General features: G+C 66.0%; 17 protein-coding genes. 3 read left to right on the forward strand and 14 right to left on the reverse strand.

Translation table 11 applies throughout. The annotated features are described in order from the left end of the window. Nucleotides 1-24: 24 nt before the first annotated feature. Complete coding sequence (locus L2Y97_RS17650; RefSeq protein ID WP_247429204.1) at nt 25-801, reverse strand: DUF4097 family beta strand repeat-containing protein; 777 nt, start codon at nt 799-801, stop codon at nt 25-27. A gap of 170 nt (nt 802-971) precedes the next feature. Between L2Y97_RS17650 and L2Y97_RS17655 the strand changes: the two genes are divergently transcribed. Then, complete coding sequence (locus L2Y97_RS17655) at nt 972-1,496, forward strand: hypothetical protein (RefSeq protein WP_247429207.1); 525 nt, start codon at nt 972-974, stop codon at nt 1,494-1,496. Between the two features lie 123 nt (nt 1,497-1,619). Here the strand turns inward: L2Y97_RS17655 and mazG are convergent, their stop codons facing one another. Genes mazG through gspN form a run of 5 tightly spaced genes read right to left on the reverse strand, consistent with a single transcriptional unit; the run spans nt 1,620 to nt 5,342 of the window. Beyond that, nucleotides 1,620-2,414 (reverse strand): nucleoside triphosphate pyrophosphohydrolase, encoded by a 795-nt coding sequence (mazG, locus tag L2Y97_RS17660; RefSeq protein ID WP_247429210.1) that lies wholly within the window; start codon nt 2,412-2,414, stop codon nt 1,620-1,622. Nucleotides 2,415-2,417: 3 nt separating this feature from the next. After that, complete coding sequence (gene cysQ, locus L2Y97_RS17665; RefSeq protein WP_247429213.1) at nt 2,418-3,233, reverse strand: 3'(2'),5'-bisphosphate nucleotidase CysQ; 816 nt, start codon at nt 3,231-3,233, stop codon at nt 2,418-2,420. Then, nucleotides 3,230-3,787, reverse strand: coding sequence for an ADP compounds hydrolase NudE (nudE, locus tag L2Y97_RS17670; protein ID WP_247429216.1), 558 nt, complete (start codon nt 3,785-3,787; stop codon nt 3,230-3,232). Before nudE ends, cysQ begins: the two co-directional genes overlap by 4 nt. Beyond that, a complete protein-coding gene (locus L2Y97_RS17675; protein ID WP_247429218.1) occupies nt 3,787-4,572 on the reverse strand; it encodes an inositol monophosphatase family protein in 786 nt (261 codons plus the stop codon). The genes nudE and L2Y97_RS17675 overlap by 1 nt, the downstream gene beginning before the upstream one ends. Continuing rightward, nucleotides 4,569-5,342, reverse strand: a complete 774-nt coding sequence (gene gspN, locus L2Y97_RS17680) for a type II secretion system protein N (RefSeq protein ID WP_247429221.1) — start codon at nt 5,340-5,342, stop codon at nt 4,569-4,571. Before gspN ends, L2Y97_RS17675 begins: the two co-directional genes overlap by 4 nt. 56 nt (nt 5,343-5,398) lie before the next feature. Here gspN and L2Y97_RS17685 point away from each other — a divergent pair, with 56 nt between their 5' ends. Next, a complete protein-coding gene (locus L2Y97_RS17685) occupies nt 5,399-6,769 on the forward strand; it encodes an adenosylmethionine--8-amino-7-oxononanoate transaminase (protein WP_247429223.1) in 1,371 nt (456 codons plus the stop codon). Here the strand turns inward: L2Y97_RS17685 and L2Y97_RS17690 are convergent. Further along, a complete protein-coding gene (locus L2Y97_RS17690; protein ID WP_247429226.1) occupies nt 6,766-7,392 on the reverse strand; it encodes a 2-hydroxychromene-2-carboxylate isomerase in 627 nt (208 codons plus the stop codon). The two genes, L2Y97_RS17685 and L2Y97_RS17690, sit on opposite strands and share 4 nt — an antisense overlap. A gap of 80 nt (nt 7,393-7,472) precedes the next feature. Between L2Y97_RS17690 and L2Y97_RS17695 the strand changes: the two genes are divergently transcribed. After that, nucleotides 7,473-8,207, forward strand: a complete 735-nt coding sequence (locus tag L2Y97_RS17695) for a 16S rRNA (uracil(1498)-N(3))-methyltransferase (protein ID WP_247429229.1) — start codon at nt 7,473-7,475, stop codon at nt 8,205-8,207. Nucleotides 8,208-8,252: 45 nt separating this feature from the next. On the opposite strand, the gene L2Y97_RS17700 is transcribed toward L2Y97_RS17695, so the two are convergent. From L2Y97_RS17700 to ldcA, 7 genes are all read right to left on the reverse strand, one after another. Next, nucleotides 8,253-8,825, reverse strand: coding sequence for a hypothetical protein (locus tag L2Y97_RS17700; protein WP_247429231.1), 573 nt, complete (start codon nt 8,823-8,825; stop codon nt 8,253-8,255). A gap of 137 nt (nt 8,826-8,962) precedes the next feature. Beyond that, nucleotides 8,963-9,928 (reverse strand): potassium channel beta subunit family protein, encoded by a 966-nt coding sequence (locus L2Y97_RS17705; RefSeq protein ID WP_247429234.1) that lies wholly within the window; start codon nt 9,926-9,928, stop codon nt 8,963-8,965. 9 nt (nt 9,929-9,937) lie between these two features. Then, on the reverse strand, nt 9,938-10,441 hold the full coding sequence (locus L2Y97_RS17710) for a phosphatidylglycerophosphatase A family protein (protein WP_247429237.1): 504 nt from the start codon (nt 10,439-10,441) through the stop codon (nt 9,938-9,940). Further along, nucleotides 10,438-11,388 carry a thiamine-phosphate kinase gene (gene thiL / locus L2Y97_RS17715; protein WP_247429239.1) on the reverse strand — a complete coding sequence of 317 codons (951 nt, stop codon included), beginning with the start codon at nt 11,386-11,388 and terminating at the stop codon, nt 10,438-10,440. Before thiL ends, L2Y97_RS17710 begins: the two co-directional genes overlap by 4 nt. 37 nt (nt 11,389-11,425) lie before the next feature. Next, nucleotides 11,426-11,875, reverse strand: coding sequence for a transcription antitermination factor NusB (nusB, locus tag L2Y97_RS17720; RefSeq protein ID WP_247429241.1), 450 nt, complete (start codon nt 11,873-11,875; stop codon nt 11,426-11,428). Continuing rightward, a complete protein-coding gene (ribH, locus tag L2Y97_RS17725) occupies nt 11,872-12,339 on the reverse strand; it encodes a 6,7-dimethyl-8-ribityllumazine synthase (RefSeq protein WP_247328783.1) in 468 nt (155 codons plus the stop codon). Before ribH ends, nusB begins: the two co-directional genes overlap by 4 nt. Nucleotides 12,340-12,385: 46 nt before the next feature. Then, nucleotides 12,386-13,318, reverse strand: a complete 933-nt coding sequence (gene ldcA / locus L2Y97_RS17730; protein WP_247429243.1) for a muramoyltetrapeptide carboxypeptidase — start codon at nt 13,316-13,318, stop codon at nt 12,386-12,388. Between the last annotated feature and the right edge of the window lie 5 nt (nt 13,319-13,323).

Below are 13,323 nucleotides of genomic sequence, written 5' to 3' on the forward strand. Positions count from 1 at the left end.
CGACATCCGCCCTGAACGTAAAGCTCAGTCGAACTTCTTGGGCAGGTCGACCTTGCCGGTCACGCCCTTGTGGTCCACGTCGCCACTGCCGGCGGTGCGCACGGTGAGGTTACCTTTCACGCCGTCCACGTCGAGATCGCCCGAGCCGATGGTGCCGACATCGACGTTGCCGGTGATATCGCGGAGCTTGGCGTCGCCGGAACCCACGGTCCCGATGGTGACCCCACCCGTGACATTGCGTGCGGTGAGATCGCCCGAGCCGACGCTCTCGATCTTGACCGGGCCGGTATTCGCCAGCTTGACGTCGCCGGAGCCCACGTTGGCAGTGACTTCGCCCTTCACGCCATCCACGTCCAGATCACCCGAGCCCGCCGAGGCATCCAGCGACGCCACGTTGCGGACATCGGCATCGCCCGAACCGACATCGACCTTGATCGGCAGGTTGCCCGGCACGCTGGCGTTGACCTTCAGGTAGCTGTAGCTACTGCCGAAAATGTGCCACCCACCTTCGTGGGTATCCTTCAGTTCCACGACAAGGGTGCTGCCGTGCTTCGACTGCTCCACCACGAGGCTATCGGCCATTTCCTGCGTGGAGGCGCAGGCACGACCATGCACGCCAGGCTTGCCACCCGCCGCGCCATCCACCTTCAGGTCGTGCGAGTTCGTGATGAATTCGATGTTCCGCACGCCGGCCAGGTCCAGGTCCAGGTTACGGTCCGCGTGGAACTTGCACTGCGGTTCATCCGCCGCCATGGCGGCCGCAGGCGCGAGCAGCAGCGCGGCAAAAATAAGGTGACGCATGGGTAGTGCCCTCCGGTGGTAGTGCGGTATGCCGGTCATGGATGCGCCCGGGCGGCAAAAGGTTGCAGTTCGTGTTTTCACACGAAACTGAGCGGACGGCAACGAGGCCGTCAACCGGGAGCGGGCAGCCACGTTTTTCACCCTGCAAGTCCAACCCGGAGAGACACCCTATGCAACGCAAGACCCTGCTCGTCAGCGCCGCTTCCCTCCTCCTTGCCGGTTCGGCCGCCTTCGCTTACGCGCAGGACGCCGCCCCCAAGGCTTCCGCCGCCCCCGCGGCCAAGTCCGCCCAGCAGGGCCCGCAGCGCGATGGCGGCCCGAAGTGGGGTCACGGTGGCCCGCGTGGCGGTGAGCACGGTGGCCGCGGCCACTGGGGCCATGGCCCCGAAGGCGGCGTCATCGGCGACCTGCGCGGCCTTGAGCGCCTGTACATCATGAGCGGCCGCCAGAAGGAACTGCCGGCGCTGTATAACGATGTGCTCGCCAAGTCGCAGAACCCGATGGTGCGTGATTACGCCTACCGTCACCTGGCCCGCGCGCAGATGGCCCCGACCAATGTCGATGCCGCCATCGCCACGATGAAGAAGAGCCTGGACGAGAGCCTGGCTAACGACCAGAAGCGCCACCAGGAAATGGAAGCCTTCAAGGCCCGCATGGAACAGCGTGCGGCTGCGAAGAGCGGCGATTCGAAATAAGGAAACACGGCGGGGCCTCCGGGCCCCGCTTTCGTTTGTGTAGGAGCGCGCATACGCGCGAAAAGCCAATGAAGCGGGGACGCCGTGACGTGAGGCACCCGTGAATCGCGCGCAAGCGCGCTCCTACAGTTTTTCTGCCTGTTTTACCCGGCGCCAGAGTTGTTCTTGTTCTTCCAGGGAGTACGAAGTGAGCGTGCGCCCTTCGCTCTCGGCCAGGGCTTCCATGCCGCGAAAGCGTCGTTCGAATTTCTGGTTCGCCCCGCGCAAGGCACGCGACACATCGACCTTCGCGTGGCGCGCCACGTTGGCGGCGACAAACAGCACATCGCCGATCTCGTCGGCCAGGCGCTCTTCGTCCGCACCGTTCTCGAACTCATGGCGCACTTCGTCGAGTTCTTCAGCGAGCTTATCCAGTACGGGCCGGTGATCCGGCCAGTCGAAGCCCGTATTCGCAGCACGCTTTTGCAGTTTGATCGCGCGCTGCCATTCCGGCAGGCCGCGTGAGATGCCGGCGAGCGCGCTGTGGTCTTCGCCACCCTTTGCCTTGCGCTCCTCTGCCTTCAGCCGGTCCCAGTCACGCGAGCGCGCCGAATCGCTCTCATGGGTCACGTCGCCGAACACATGCGGGTGGCGGCGCTCCATCTTCTCGCAGATGGCGGCAACGACGTCACCAAACGCAAAGTCGCCGGCTTCCTCCGCCATGCGCGAGTGAAAGATGACCTGCAACAGCAGGTCGCCCAGTTCATCACGCAGGTCATGCATGTCGTGGCGGTCGATCGCGTCGGCGACTTCGTAGGCTTCCTCGATCGTGTACGGCGCGATCGTGGCGAAGGTCTGCTTCACGTCCCAGGGGCAACCGTTCTCCGGATCGCGCAGGCGCGCCATGATCGCGATAAGGTCATCGATGGGTCGTGTCATGCGTCAGTGGTCCGGGTCGACAAGCCGTGCGGCCCAGTCGATGCTGGTATCGCCACAGGCAATGAATTCGGGATTAATCAGTGAATCGCGCGTGTTGTAGCGGAACGGCCGCCCGGCCAGGTCGAGCACGGCACCACCGGCTTCTTCGAGCACACACTGCGCGGCGGCCGTATCCCACTCGGATGTGGCGCCCAGGCGCAGGTAGATGTCGGCATCACCGCGGGCAATGACGCAAAATTTCAGTGAGGAGCCGAGTGCAAACGTCTCGTGCTTGCCAAGGCGTTCAAGCAAGGCCGCGCCGCGGGGACCGCCGTGGGAACGGCTACCCGTGACGCGCAGCGAGTCACCCGCTGCACGGGTGCGGATCGGGTTGCGCGGTGCGCCGGGGGCCTGCTGGCGCCATGCGCCCTGCCCGTGCGCGGCGGCATAAAGATCACCCGTCACCGGCGCAAGCACCACGCCCAACACGCTGCGGTGGTCCTCGATCAGCGCGATGTTCACCGTGAACTCGCCATTGCGCTTGATGAACTCGCGCGTGCCATCGAGCGGATCGACCAGCCAGTAGCGGCGCCACGTCCGTCGCTCCGCCCAGGGCGCCGCCAGGGCCTCCTCGGAGATCACCGGGATACCCGGGGCGATATCCTCAAGCCGGTGCGCAATCACCGCCTGCGCCGCGAGATCGGCCGTGGTGACCGGCGAGGCATCGGCCTTCTGGATGACTTCGAAATCGTGCGCGTAGATGGTGAGGATGGCGTCGCCCGCCTCGCGCGCGATGGCGCAGACCTCATCCAGGCACGCTTGCGGGCGCGGCGCGGTCACGCGGGCTGGTAGCGGCCGGCGAGGTACTCGCGGGCCATGAACAGGGCGGCGATGGAACGCCCTTCGGTGACGTCATCGCGGGCCAGCAGCTCGTGCAATTTATCCATGCGCCACGGCACTACTTCCAGCTCTTCGGGCTCATCGCCCTGCAAGCGCTCCGGGTACAGATCCTCGGCCAGCACGACGTGGGCCAGGTGGGTCATGTACGACGGCGAGAGTGAGAGCGTGCCCAGGATCTTCAGCTTGCGCGCCCCGTAGCCGACTTCTTCCTTCAATTCGCGGTTGGCACCCTGCTCGGTCGTTTCGTCGCGATCCAGCCTGCCCTTGGGCACGCCCAGTTCGTAACGATCCACGCCTACCCCGTATTCGCGCACAAGCAATACCGTGTCCGGATCGCGCATGGCGACGATCAGCACCGCCCCGAAGCCACTGCCCTTCAGGCGTTCGTACGTACGGCGCTCGCCGTTGGAGAATTCCAGGTCCACCTGCTCTGCTCGGCGGAGGGGACTATCGGGCGCGTCGCGCGTGGCGAGGATCGTGGGGCGCTTGTTCATCAGGCCATTGTAGCGCCGTGGAGCCGGGCCAGCGCCGCGGCGTGGATGGCCGGGGTGCCGGCAAGAACGCCACGGCTCTCCAGGCCGATCGGGCCACCATCGAGCTGGGTGAACACACCACCGGCCTCGCGCACGATCACGGCCAGCGCGGCGATATCGAGGATGTTCACATCCGATTCGATCACCAGATCGACGCCACCACGCGCCAGCAGGTGGTAGTGGCAGAAATCGCCATAGCCGCGGATACGGTTGCTCTCGCGGATGAGTTCCCCCAGCACGCCCCAGCGGGCATCGGTGGTCAGCGTCTTGACGTTGCCCGTGGAAATCACCGCCTGCGACAGGGCCGCGGTGTCGGCCACGTGCACCTGTTCTCCGTCGAGGTATGCGCCGCGGCCTTTCACGGCCCACATGCGCTCGCCGTATACCGGCGCGGATGAAACGCCAAGCACCAGTTCACCGCGATGCATGAGGGCGATCTCGGTAGCGAAGAACGGCGTGCGGCGTACGAAGCTCTTGGTGCCATCGAGCGGATCGACCAGCCACAACCATTCACGGCTCGTGTCATCGGCGCCGTATTCCTCGCCATAGATGCCCGCCTCGGGCAACGCGCGGGACAGGATCTCGCGGATGGCCAGTTCGCTTTCGCGATCGGCCACGGTCACCGGCGTGTCATCGCCCTTGGTGATCACATCCACGCCGTTGCGCCAATAGTGCAGGATGATGTCAGCCGCGGCGCCCGCCGCATCACGAGCGGCGGCGAGGGCTTTGTCGAGCGTATCGGTCATGGGGAAACTGCCGGTGCGAGCCCGGCCTTGCGGGCCAGGGAAACGGACCCGTCCGGCCGCACGGGGCCAAAGCGGGCGATAAGGTGGGTGAGAGCGGTATCGCGAATGCGCGGCACCAGTGTGCCATCCAGGCGCCACCCCAGCGGCGACGCCGCCACGCGGGCATCCACCGCGAGCGATCCATCACCGTCATCGGCCAGTGTGGCACGCAGCACGCCCGCCGCCGAATGCGCCTTGAATGCGATGCCCCCCAGGATGACGTGTCCCTCGGGGGTTTTCACCGCCGCACCGCGCCAGTTCATATCGGCATCGAGCACGACCGGCCAGTTCCCCTGCAGGTCCGCCTGGGCCACCTTGCCCTCGACGACACCGACCGGGACGAGCTCGCGCGGCAGGCCCGGCCCCGACAACGCCGCAGCATCCAGACGGAATGCCACGTCGCGCCATTGCACGCGGTCCGCCTCGGTGCGGTCCATATGGCCATCAAAACGGCCGGCGCGGCCGTCCAGGTGGATATCCAGGTGGGTACGGCCCAGGATCACCTCGCGCCCCAGGCGCCAGGTGACCGCACCCAGTTCGAGGCCTTCGCGGGTCATGACCCGCCCTGCGCGCCCATCCCAGACCGTACCCGAGAGATCATCGAGCACGAGGCCGTGGGCGCGCCGGGCCACGAAGGGCACGGCCACGCTGGCGGGCAGGAACCAGTAGAAAACGCCGGCGGCGAGCGCCAGCACAAGGACAAGCAGGCCGATCCGGCGGAACCACTTCAATCCATCACCTCTTGGCAAAGCTTGAGGACAGGCGGCCAGGGGGCGATCATGGGCGGATGACTGATGCCCTTTTCGCCAACCAGGCCACCGATGCGCTGGTAGCACGCGACCTTTCCGTCCTCTGGCACCCGTGCACCCAGATGCACGACCACGAAACCCTCCCCATGGTACCCGTCGCGCGCGGCGAAGGGGCATGGCTGGTGGGCACGGACGGGCGCCGTTACCTCGATGCCGTGAGTTCCTGGTGGACCAACCTGTTCGGCCACGCGGAACCCCGTATCGCCAGCGCCCTGAAAGACCAGCTGGATACCTTGGAACACGTGATCTTCGCCGGGTTCACTCACCAGCCCGCCCTGGAGCTGGCGGAGGAACTGGTGCGGATCACCCCGCCCGGCCTGGAGCGCGTGTTCCTGGCGGATAACGGCTCGGCCGCCATCGAGGTGGCGTTGAAGATGAGCTTTCACTACTGGCTGAATCGCGGCCACGGCGAGAAGACCCGCTTCATCGCGCTCACCGGCAGTTACCACGGCGAAACCCTGGGCGCGCTCTCGGTCAGCGATGTGGCGCTCTACCGCAAGACGTATGCGCCATTGCTGCTCACACCAGAACTGGCGCCCTCGCCCGATACGTATGAAGGCGAGCCGGGCGAAACGCCCGAGCAGATCGCCACGCGCCGCCTCGGCGACATGCGCGCCCTGCTCGAACGGCATGCCCACGAGACCTGCGCGGTGATCGTCGAGCCGCTGGTGCAATGTGCCGGCGGCATGCGCATGTACCACCCGTCGTACCTCACCGGCCTGCGCGCGTTGTGCGATGAGTTCAACGTGCATTTCATCGCGGATGAAATCGCCGTGGGCTTTGGCCGCACCGGCACGTTGTTCGCGTGCGAGCAGGCCGGCATCTCGCCCGATTTCATGTGCCTGTCCAAGGGCCTTACCGGTGGCTTCCTGCCTCTCTCGGCCGTGGTCACCACCCAGGATGTGTACAAGGCGTTCTATGCGGAATACAGCGCAGGCAAGGCCTTCCTGCATTCGCACAGCTACACCGGCAACCCCCTGGCCTGCCGCGCGGCGACGGCCACGCTGAAGATCTTCCGTGACGACCCCGTGCTGGCGCGAAACCGCGAGCTGGCCGCGCACATGGCCTCGCGCATCGCACCGCTACGCGATCACCCGCATGTTGCGGACGTACGCCAGACCGGCATGATCGCCGCCATCGAACTGGTGGCGGACAAGGCCACGCGCACACCGTTCGCGGCGCATGAGCGCCGTGGCCTGCGCGTGTATCGGCACGGGCTCGAGAACGGCGCGTTGCTGCGTCCGCTCGGCAACATCGTGTATTTCATGCCGCCTTACGTCATCCGCGAAGACGAGATCGATTTCATGATCGATACGGCCATCGCGGGCATCGGCAAGGCGGTCGCCTAGATCCGGGAAAGGCCCACGGGCAAGTCACCCAGCCGTGCCATTTCGCCCTCGGCGAACATGCCGGGGTTCTCGAGGTAAGCCAGGGCGAAATCGTGGGCATCGGCGCCCCAGAACAACTCGCCGTTGATGGCGAGGGTGGGCACGCCGAACAGTTTGTCCTGCATGGCCAGCTCGAAATTGGCCTGCAGCGCGACCTTCACCGCCGGTGCCGACAGCGCCTCGCGCAGGTCGGTGATGCCAAACGAGGCGGCCAGTGGCGCCAGCGCCTCGGCGGTATCCGCCGCGCGCCCGTGCGCCCAGATCCACTCGTAGATGGCGCCAACCACGTCCACCGTGTTCCCTGCCGCCACGCACAGGCGCAGCGCCGGCAGCGGGTTGAACGGGTGGCTGGGTGGGAATCGCAGCGGCATGCCCTGCTGGCGGGCGCGCCAGAGCGCGTAACGGTACGTAAACTCCCGTTTGCACGGGATTTCCGCCGGCCCCAGGTGGTTCATCTGCTTCAGCAGGGCCCCGAACAGCATGGGCCGCAGCGATACCTCACGGGTGGCCGCCAGCTCGCGAATAGCGGGCCACTGCAACCAACAGAATGGCGACACGAAATCGAAGTACCAAGCGATTGGCATGCGTAGCTCCTTCGCAACGCGCTGACGATAGCCCCCCGCGCCGACCGGTACAATGCACGTTCCGTGACACAGGCCCCAGCATGCGCACCATCCGAATCCATGTCGACCAACCACTGGCCACCGGCCAGGAGCTGCTGCTTCCTTCCCAGGCCGGCGAGCACGTGGCCCGCGTCCTGCGCATGCAGGCGGGCGACCCGGTGGTGCTCTTCGCGGGCGATGCCGCCGTGGAGTTCGATGCCACGCTGGCCAGCGTAGGTAAGCGCGAGGTGGTAGCGCTCGTGGGCGAGGCACGCGCGCTCGATAACGAATCGCCACTCGCACTCACCTTGGCCCAGGGCGTGGCGCGCGGCGAGAAGATGGACCTGATCGTGCAGAAGGCCACCGAACTGGGCATCGCGCGCATCGTACCGATCATCACCGAACGCTCGGAAGTGAAGCTGGATGCGGCCCGTGCCGAAAAGCGCCTGCTGCACTGGCGCGCCGTGGCGGCCAGTGCGTGTGAGCAGTCGGGCCGCGCTGTCGTTCCTGTGATCGAACCGGCGGTGCCACTCAATGCGTGGCTAGGGTCCCTGGGTGAAGGTGGCCCCGTGCGCCTGGCATTGCTACCCGAGGGCGACAAGCGCCCCGGCGAACTGGCACTGAGCGGCGCGGCGGTTATCGCGATCGGCCCGGAAGGCGGCTTCGGCGAACGCGACCGCGCGGCGCTGGCCGGTGCAGCGTTCACCGGCCTGAAGCTGGGACCGCGCATCCTGCGCACCGAGACCGCCGGCCTTGCGGCGATCGCGATGTTGCAGGCGTTGTACGGGGACGTCTAAGTCGCCGAGCGGTCATCATCGACGCTGATGACGCCAGCGCCGTACTTATTTTTGCTTAGCGTTCATTGCGTCGAGGTGCGCCCGTGTCTGGGCCAGCGTGGGAAGGCCCATCGCCTCGCGTTGCGCTTCCGTCACCGCATTCGGATCCGTCGGTGCGATAGCCCACTTCCCAGTCGCCTTGTCCCGGCTGAACTGGGTTCCATACCACTGCGGCTTGCCAGCCTTTACCAGGATGCGGTCCCAAGCCTGCGCCGTGAGAACGCGCGCGTCTGCATTGGTGGGGTCCAGGCGTGACGCTGTCGTCGCCCACGCGAACGCCAGCTGCGTGTCTTCCACGGCATCACCGTGCTGGAAAATCAGCGCGGCGTTGAAGTAGTCAGACGCCGTGCGTATCTCGCCGGCGCGAAGCAAGCCCATTACTTTCTCCCGTCGCCCAGCGTCTCGCTGCGCGACCACCGCCCAATCGATGGAACCTGATCCTGGCGTCCGGTCAGCCTGGTCGTCGGCTTCGAGTTGGGCAAGCGTGGCATTGGACGTGATCGTCGCGGCAAGTACGGCGCATGGCGTAACCATGCATGCGAGCGAGAAAAGCAGCCCGTTCCATTTCAGTCTTCGCATATCCTGTTCCTTCCGTGTGAATGACGGCCCATCGCGCGAAAGCGCGCCCCTACATGTATCGTGATGCGACTAAGCAAACCCGTCCTGCGCACGCGCGACATTCGCGCCCCTCAATAAGCGCGCTCGCACGCTGAGCGTTAAAGCACCGCCGCGATTTTCGCCATCACTGCATCGGTCAACAACGGGACGGCATCGAGTGCCTTCAGGTTCTCTTCCAGCTGGTGCTTCTTGCTCGCGCCAAGGATTACCGTCGACACGTGCGGGTTCTTCAGGCACCACGCCAGCGCCAGGCGGGCGAGCGGGATGCCGAGTTCATCAGCGATCGGTGCGAGTGCACGCACGGTCTTTAACTGTGCGCCGCCGTTCTCGAGCAACGCATCGCGCAGCCACGCGTAATCCGGGTGGCCCAGGCGCGAATCATCGGGCACGCCATCGTTGTACTTGCCGGTGAGCAGCCCGGATGCCAGCGGCGACCAGATGGTCGTACCCATGCCGTGGTCACGATACAGCGGCGCGTACTCCTTTTCCACGCGATCACGGTGCAGCAGGTTGTACTGCGGCTGTTCCATCGAGGGTGCGACGAGATGGTGGTCGCGCGCGACGCGGCGGGCTTCTTCGATCAACTCGGCGGGCCACTCGCTCGTACCCCAGTAGAGCACCTTGCCCTGGCGCACCAGCGCATCCATGGCCCACACCGTTTCGACCACCGGAGTATCCGGATCGGGCCGGTGGCAGAAGTACAGATCAAGATAATCCACGCGCAGCCGCTCGAGCGCCTGGTGACAGGCATCGAACACGTGCTTACGGGAAAGGCCTCGCTGGGTGGGTTTCGGATCGGTGACCGCACCGAAATACACCTTGCTCGATACGCAATACGCATCACGCGGCAGGCGCAGGTCGGCGATCACGTCGCCCATCAGGCGTTCGGCGTCACCGGCGTTGTACGTCTCAGCGTTGTCGAAGAAGTTAATGCCGTTGTCGTAGGCCAGCGCGATCAATTCACGCGCATCCGAACGGCCAACCTGGCGGCCGAACGTGACCCACGCACCATACGACAGCGCCGACAGCTTGAGGCCGGTGGCGCCGAGGCGACGGTATTCCATGGTGGTCTCCTAAAGGACGAGGAACTGGATGACGTGCAGGACAATGGCGGCAAAGATACCCGCGATCAGGTCATCGAGCATGACACCGAGGCCGCCCTTCACCCGCCGGTCGAACCAGCTGATGGGCCAGGGCTTCCACACGTCGAACAGACGAAACAGTGCGAAGCCGAGCACGACGCACCACCACGCGGGGATAACGAGCGCGGGCAGTAACGCGATCCACTGGCCGACGAATTCATCCCACACGATGCTGCGGTGATCGGAGACGCCAATGATGCGGCCCGCCACGTTGCACGCCCACACACCAACGGCGAACGACACGGCGATGATGAGCAGCCAGATCCACGCCGGCAGCGAATGCAGCACAAGCCAGGGAAGTATCGCGGCAAGCGACCCGAAGGTGCCCTGCGCCTTCGGTGTGAGCCCGGAACCGAAGCCCGTGGCTAGCCAGCCGGCCGGCGTGGCCAGCAATTGGCGGCGGTGTTCGGCATCCAGCACGTACTTCGTGCTCATGCGAAGTGGTTCCAGCCCGCGCGCGCGGGCTTGTGCGCCTGCCCGGCGGCATCGACGACACGTACGGCCTCGCCTTCCACGATGCGACCTATGCGCGTCGCACCGCAGCCCAGGCGCGCCAGGTCAGCGGAGACCTCACCCGCCTTGTCGGCGGGCACGGTGAAACACAACTCGTAATCATCGCCGCCGGAAAGCGCGAAGTCGATGGCGTCCGCATCGTGGAAGTGCGTCATCATGGCGGACGAGCGCGGCAGCAACGCGGGATCGATTTCCGCGCCCACGCGGCTCTGCTTGCATATATGCCCCAGGTCGGCGACGAGCCCGTCGGATACGTCGATACAGGCGGTGGCGATACCACGCAGCGCCAAGCCGGCCGCGACGCGAGGGGTCGGGCGATTCAGCCGTTCGATCAGCGGCGCATATGGCGTGGCGTCCGCTTCGGCCAGGCAACGCAGGCCGGCGGCGGCATCACCCAGCGTGCCGGTCACCATCACCACATCACCCACCCGCGCACCGGAGCGCAGCAAGGCCTGCCCAGGCGTGGTGAAGCCATGCACGGTCACGGTCACGGTAAGCGGCCCGCGCGTCGTGTCGCCACCGATCAATGCCAGCCGGTACGGCGTGGCAAGTTCGGCAAAGCCACGCGCCAGCCCATCGATGAACGCCGCATCGGGCGATGGAAGCGTCAGCGCCAGCAACGCCCAGGCGGGCGTGGCGCTCATCGACGCCAGGTCGGAAAGGTTGACCGCGAGGGCCTTCCAACCGATGTCTGCAGGTGCGGTGCCCACGGGGAAATGGATACCCTCGACCAGGGTATCCACGGCGATCGCCAGTTCGCGACCGGCCGGCACGGAAACCACCGCGGCATCATCGCCGATGCCCACGGCGACATCATCGCGGTGGACATCGGTGTGCCGGCGGATCCGTTCAATCAGGTCGAATTCCATGCGTGCTCCCTCAGCGCGCAAGATTCGCGCAAGGCAATCAGGATCGCTTCTCGGCCGTACGCCAGTGCGTCGCGAGTTTGTCGAGAACGCCGTTCACATAGCTGTGGCCGTGATCGGCACCAAAACGCTTCGTGGCTTCCACGGCCTCGTTGATGACGACGCGGTACGGCACATCCGGGCGGTACTTCAGCTCGTAAGCGCCCATGCGCAGCGCGGAAAGCTCGATCGGATCGATCTGCGCCACGTCACGATCCACGAACGGACGAATCCCTTCGTCGAGTTCCTTCACGTGCTGGTCCACGCCACGGAGCAGGTCTTCGAAGTACTCAAGGTCAGCCACCTGCATATCCTGCTCGTGGCGGAACTGTTCGATGACGTTGCCCATCTTGGCACCGCCCACCTGCCAGGCGTAAAGCGCCTGCAGGGCACGGCGGCGGGCGCGCGAACGCGCGGCCAGGTCGATGCCGTGCGGAGGTGTGTTATTCATTTGCCGAGCTTCGTGTAGAGGTTGACCATTTCGATCGCGACCATGGCCGCGTCGGCGCCCTTGTTGCCCGCCTTGGTACCGGCACGCTCGATGGCCTGCTCGATGCTATCGGTGGTGAGCACGCCGAACGACACCGGCACGCCCGAAGCGTAGGCGGCCTGGCCCAGGCCCTTGGCGGCTTCGCCGGCCACGTAATCGAAATGCGGGGTGGAACCGCGGATGACCGCGCCGAGGCCGATCACGGCGGCGTACTTGCCCGAGGCGGCAACCTTGTAAGCGGCCTGGGCGATTTCCCATGCGCCAGGCACGCGGATCAGGTCGATCGCATCGTCCTTCACGCCATGGCGAACCAGCGCATCACGGGCGCCTTCCACCAGCGGTTCGACGACAAACGCGTTGAAACGGCCGGCGACGATGGCGAAACGGCCCTTGGGGGTGGCGAAATCGCCTTCGATGATCTTCATGGGTAGGGTGTCCTGTAGGCGGGTGGCCGCCGGGCGGCCGGATATTTTACGGGGTTTTGGGGCGCGGGTGGCCGCTGAAAGCCAGGCGGGCACGGCCGCCTGCCACATCGAGCTGCCCGTGGATGCCGAAAGGCAGGGTGAACTTGGCAGGGCCATGGCCGAACGGCAGGCCGCGAACCAGCGGAATTCCCGCCGCCGCGCCAATCCGTTCGAAGGCCACCGGGAGGTCGTAGCCATTGTCGTACTCGGCCACGCGGCAGCTGGTGAAGTCACCGATCAGCAGGGCCTTTTGCCTGCCAAGCACCCCGGCGTGGAGAAGGTGGTACAGCATGCGCTCCACTCGGTACGGGGGCTCGGCGATGTCCTCGATGAACAGGATGCCGCCCTCGATCCGCGGGAAGTATTCAGAACCGACCAGACCCGAAAGCATGGCCAGGTTGCCGCCCCAGATCGTGCCTTCCACGGCCAGCTCAGCGGTATCGGGGGTATCCCAGGAGGCCCTGCCCTCGCCGCTTGCCAGCGTTGCCCAGAAGTGATCCCAGGTCAGCGCGTCCAGCTCGGGGGCTCCAAAGTCCGGGCCCAGCATGGGGCCGCCCAGCGTCGGCAGGCCACTGCGGGCCAGCAAGGCACACTGCAGGGCCGTGAAATCGCTATGGCCCACCAGCGGCAGCGGCGTGCCGCCCAGCCGGGCGCGCAGCGCGTCGTAATCCAGCAACGGCAGGATCGGGTGTGCCCCGTAACCGCCGCGGATCGCCAGAGCGATATCGGGCAGCGGCTGGCCCGGATCGGCCAGTGCATTGATGTCGGCGGCGCGCTGGGCGTCGGTTCCGGCGAAGCGCAGCTCCCGGCGCTTCAGCACATCCTTGGCGTGCACGCGGTGGCCCGCCGCCTCGAGGCGTTCGATGCCGATGCGCATGGCTTCAGGGTTGTGGGGGTAACCGGCGGGGGCGATCAGGCGGATATCGTAGGTATCAGGCATGGGCT

This window comes from Luteibacter aegosomatissinici, assembly GCF_023078495.1.
GTDB classification, from domain to species: domain Bacteria; phylum Pseudomonadota; class Gammaproteobacteria; order Xanthomonadales; family Rhodanobacteraceae; genus Luteibacter; species Luteibacter aegosomatissinici.